The following is a 3687-nucleotide window of genomic DNA, read 5'->3' on the forward strand; positions in this document are numbered from 1 at the left end:
TAATGCAACTGCCTTATTGGTTTATGCCTTTTCCTCAGGACTTCAGCACGATATCCTTAACACTCAGTTTAGAGAAATCGGAGCCGCTGAAGATGCGGGCCAGGTTCATGTTCTTGGTCTTTTGGTACTCAGCCATATTGGTGGCTGTAACAATACGCCAGAAGTTTTTGGACTTCAGGTCGGTAAAATCATTCGTTTTGATAAAGAGGCCAAAGATGGGGTCGCGCTTCTTGAAATCAATACGAACGTGCTGTCCGGCTTTTACGGTTTGACGTTCCAGGAACAGCTCGATTTCTTCTATGTTCATGATTGTTGTTTTTTAAAGTTTAAAGCCCTTCGGCCTCGTATCGGTTGGCAGGGTACAATATGGTGGAGCAGCAGGTTTATGCTGCCAGGTGCTCGTCTATCGAACGACCCAGGTCGGTTTCCACGCCGTAGATCCAGTCGGGCAACCCGGCGGGCTCGGCCGTTTTCCAGCTGCCATCGCTTTCTTTTACCAGTTTAAAAATCAACCGGTTGCCTTTATCATCGTTTACGTCTACGTGGTAACGCATTTCGGCACCTGCAGCCAGCTGCCTGAAATTAAACTCCCGCTGACGGGCACCGGCCTTGATGATCTTTGAGAAATAGGTACTCATATAGGTGTCAGGTGTTTGTTATGCGCTGGGTTGCGCCTGCTGTGCAGGCCTTGGATGATTGGGTTTGCGGTTGGGCTTTTTGCGCTTGCCGTTGCGTTGTCCCTGGGGCTGATTGGCCGGGGCCTGTCCATCGGCGGCAGGCGTGGCAGCTTTGCTGCGCATAGGAAAAGGATGCTCGGTTACTACCGGTATGGTCAGGCCGGTGAGCTTTTGGATGTCCTTAAGATAAGCACGCTCTTCGGCATCGCAAAAAGAAAATGCAATCCCTTCAGCGCCGGCCCTTCCGGTACGGCCTATGCGGTGAACATAGGTTTCGGGAACGTTGGGCAGGTCGTAGTTGATGACATGCGACAGGTTGTCCACGTCAATACCACGGGCGGCAATATCGGTAGCCACCAACACCCGGAGGCGGTTGGTTTTGAAGTTTTGCAAAGCCCGCTGCCTTGCCTGCTGGGTTTTGTCGCCGTGCAGGGCATCGGCTTGTATCCCTACCTTTTTCAGGTCCTTGGCAATACGGTCGGCGCCATGCTTGGTGCGGCAGAATACGAGGGTACGGTCCAGCTTGTGCTCGTTGATCAGGTGCGCCAGCAGCTTCATCTTGTCGCCTTTGTGCACCATATAAATATGCTGTTCGATCTTTTCGGCAGTGCTGCTTACGGGAGCAACGGTCACTTCCACGGGTTGGTACAGCAGGCTATTGGCCAGCTGGGCAATCACCGGAGGCATGGTAGCCGAGAAGAAAAGGGTCTGCCGGTCGCTGGGAAGCTCACGGATCACCTTTTTGATGTCGTTGATAAAACCCATGTCCAGCATACGGTCGGCCTCGTCCAGCACAAACATCTCCAGGTGGTCGAGGTAGATATACCCCTGCTGCATCAGGTCGAGCAGGCGGCCGGGTGTGGCAATCAGTACATCGGTACCATTGCGCAGGGCCAGGGTTTGGGTGTGCTGCGATACACCGCCAAAGATCACGTCGTGCTTCAGGCCCAGGTAGCGACCATAGGACTCAAAGCTTTCGTCGATCTGAACGGCCAGCTCGCGGGTGGGTGTAAGAATCAGGGCACGGATATGCTTATAACCGCGTGCAGCGGCAGCATCCTGTGCCAGTAATTGTAAAATGGGAATGGCAAAAGCCGCAGTTTTACCCGTACCGGTCTGGGCGCAACCCAACAGGTCGCGGCCTTCAAGTACTACAGGAATGGATTGTTGCTGTATGGGTGTGGGATTGGTATAGCCTTCCTTCTTCAGAGCCTTCAATATGGGCTCGATCAGGTTCAATTGATCAAATGTCAAAATAGATGAGAATTAATAGTAACAAAAGAGGCTTAAAGAAATGCATTGAAGCACAAACCGAAAGCCGGTTTCAAGGTGACTCCATGTACTTGCACCTCCTGCGGGGAAAGAGAGAGAAAGAAATCGAGTCCGTTTGCCGTTAATATACGACAGGTTGCGAAGATAAGGGGTTTGAACTTAAGGGAATGATAAAAGTAAAGCTTACCGCGGCAGGAACAGGCATATCAAGCGGCGCTGAAAACGTGCATAAAGCAAATTGTGGCGGCAAAGCAGAAGATTAAAGTGCAGGAAAAGAAAAATGAAGTTGACCGGTACTGGATTAATCTGGCTTTTCAGGATTGGATAAGTGTGTTTTTGGACGGTTTGGTTCTTACAAGATTTGGATGTTCCGGGTTTTCATAGCAATTGGATTCAGATTGATGCTAGACCAATCAACTTCGGGCACAAAAATAGCGGCGGCCACCTGTCACCACAAGGGCAAATCTGCCCTTTTTACCACCGCAGTAAATACGCAGCAACCGGCAGCAAAAAACGTATTTGTACGCAGCACACATTCGTAGGTTTACGACCCTATTGTACTACCTTGTGCGAGCTTCCCTTCCATACTTCTTATCAAATTACCAAAACTCCCAATCAAAGACTGAAACTTCAAAGTACAGCCATATAATATGGTCAAACCCGAAATGCATCTGGACAAGGAACGAAAAGAGCCCCAGGACTGCCTGCTGCTTGTACTGGATACCGCGTTTTCCGTACATCATATCAACCGATATGGTGCGGCATTATTGGGTTACGAAGTGCATGAGATTATCGGGAAAAACTGGTTCGACCATTTCCTCCCCCACGAAGAAGGCTGCCATCTTAAAAGTTTATTTCAAAAGCTGGTACCCACCGACCCACACAAACTGGAGCACTTCGAAAATGCAGTATTGTGCAAAGACGGCTCCTATTGCCTGGTAAAATGGCACAATAAACTGATTCATAATGCAGCGGGTGCCTGGGTGGGTTCAAGCAGCAAGGGCTACCTTTTGCCCGATACGCAACAGGTGCTGAACCCTCCGGCCCGCGAACAGATTGCTTACCGTAAAAGGGCCACGGAAGCCTTTATAGAAACACAGGAAAAGGAAAGAGCCCTGATAGCGGAAATCCTCCACGAACATGTAGGCCAGCTGCTCACCTCCTGTCACCTGCTGATTGAAGGAGAACAAAGGGACCGGCAGAGCCCGTCCCTTGCTATCGCCACCAATTACCTGCGGCAGGGCATCGACCAGCTGCGCAACCTTAGCCACCAACTGAGCGCCCAGCCCCTGCAGGTGCATGGGTTTGCCAATGCTACGCGGCAAATGATCAAGGACCTGACTGCCGGCAAAACATTGAAAGTTGCGTTCCACATTGAAGGCAAGCAACACCTGAAGCAGCTTTCTGCCGATGTACAACTGCACCTGTTCCGCATCATCCAGGAGCAGGTAACCAATATCCGGCAGCATGCCCGGGCTAACCAGGCAACTGTATCCCTTACCATCACCCGGCACCTTGCCGAACTGAACATCACGGATGACGGCCAGGGCTTCGACCTGGACTCCCGAAGCATTTCTTTTGGGCTGCTGGGCATGCAAAGCAGGGCCGAGAACCTGGGTGGCCTGCTGCGCATCAAAACCGCACCGGGAGCGGGTTGCAGCCTGCAGGTAATGATTCCACTCGATTCTCTTTGATGCCGTAAAATAAAAAAGCGCGGAGTATAAACTCCGCGCTAAGG

The 3687-nt window shown here is 51.2% G+C and carries 4 protein-coding genes; 1 reads left to right on the forward strand and 3 read right to left on the reverse strand.

Annotated features, from left to right (window positions below; translation table 11 throughout):
- Positions 1–34: 34 nt before the first annotated feature.
- The 3 genes from BUE76_RS19810 to BUE76_RS19820 all read right to left on the reverse strand — a co-directional run bounded on the left by BUE76_RS19810 (position 35) and on the right by BUE76_RS19820 (position 1931).
- Positions 35–307, reverse strand: coding sequence for a short-chain dehydrogenase (locus BUE76_RS19810; protein WP_073044597.1), 273 nt, complete (start codon positions 305–307; stop codon positions 35–37).
- Positions 308–383: 76 nt separating this feature from the next.
- The gene (locus BUE76_RS19815) at positions 384–638 is read right to left on the reverse strand and encodes a hypothetical protein (RefSeq protein ID WP_073044595.1); all 255 of its coding nucleotides are present in this window, start codon (positions 636–638) and stop codon (positions 384–386) included.
- 18 nt (positions 639–656) lie between these two features.
- Entirely contained in the window at positions 657–1931 is a 1275-nt protein-coding gene (locus BUE76_RS19820) for a DEAD/DEAH box helicase (RefSeq protein ID WP_076026749.1), read from the reverse strand.
- 668 nt (positions 1932–2599) lie between these two features.
- On the opposite strand from BUE76_RS19820, the gene BUE76_RS19825 reads away from it, so the two are divergent.
- Entirely contained in the window at positions 2600–3643 is a 1044-nt protein-coding gene (locus BUE76_RS19825; RefSeq protein ID WP_073044592.1) for a PAS domain-containing sensor histidine kinase, read from the forward strand.
- The last annotated feature ends 44 nt before the right edge of the window (positions 3644–3687 follow it).

The sequence above is a fragment of the Cnuella takakiae genome (genome assembly GCF_001953305.1).
GTDB classification, from domain to species: domain Bacteria; phylum Bacteroidota; class Bacteroidia; order Chitinophagales; family Chitinophagaceae; genus Flavisolibacter; species Flavisolibacter takakiae.

Coding starts and splice junctions, on each gene's coding strand:
- BUE76_RS19810 (WP_073044597.1), bottom strand. CDS start 307: ATGAACATAGAAGAAATCGAGCTGTTCCTGGAACGTCAAACCGTAAAA.
- BUE76_RS19825 (WP_073044592.1), top strand. CDS start 2,600: ATGGTCAAACCCGAAATGCATCTGGACAAGGAACGAAAAGAGCCCCAG.
- BUE76_RS19815 (WP_073044595.1), bottom strand. CDS start 638: ATGAGTACCTATTTCTCAAAGATCATCAAGGCCGGTGCCCGTCAGCGG.